This window comes from Arthrobacter sp. 10T419, assembly GCF_056394105.1.
Genome location: NZ_JBFTHF010000057.1, coordinates 1 through 409, shown reverse-complemented (window position 1 = coordinate 409; position 409 = coordinate 1). Strand labels below are relative to the sequence as shown.

General features: G+C 65.5%; 1 protein-coding gene. It reads right to left on the bottom strand.

Going from position 1 to position 409, the window contains the following annotated elements:
* Positions 1 to 409, bottom strand: a 409-nt coding sequence (locus tag AC1DBD_RS17860) for a sensor histidine kinase (protein WP_476982728.1), incomplete at both ends; no start/stop codon positions are given.

Sequence of the window (409 nt, the reverse complement as noted above, 5' to 3'; positions counted from 1 at the left end):
GATGGAAACCTTCGCCGCCGTCGTCGATGTCAATGCGCAGCACGTCTTGCGAGGGGCTGCATGCCAGCACCAGCAGTCTTTCGCCAGCCGGCTGCCCATGCATGGATTCCGCGCCGTTGATCAGCAGGCTGATGATGGCCTGTTGCAATTGCACACGTTCGCCGCGTACCTGCGTCGAAGGCGGGAATGCATCGAGGCGCAAATGCACGTTCATGGCATCGAGCGTGCAGGCGACGATCTCTGCCGCCTCTCGAACGGCCTCGCCGAGGTCGAAGGCGGTGAAGGTCGGCTCGACCTGGCGCGCCTGCGCGCGCAGGCCGCTGATGATGGTGCGGGCGCGCATGGCGCAGGCGGAGATGTGCGCGAGCATTTCGCGGGCGGCATCGATGTTCGGGGTGCTGCGATCGAG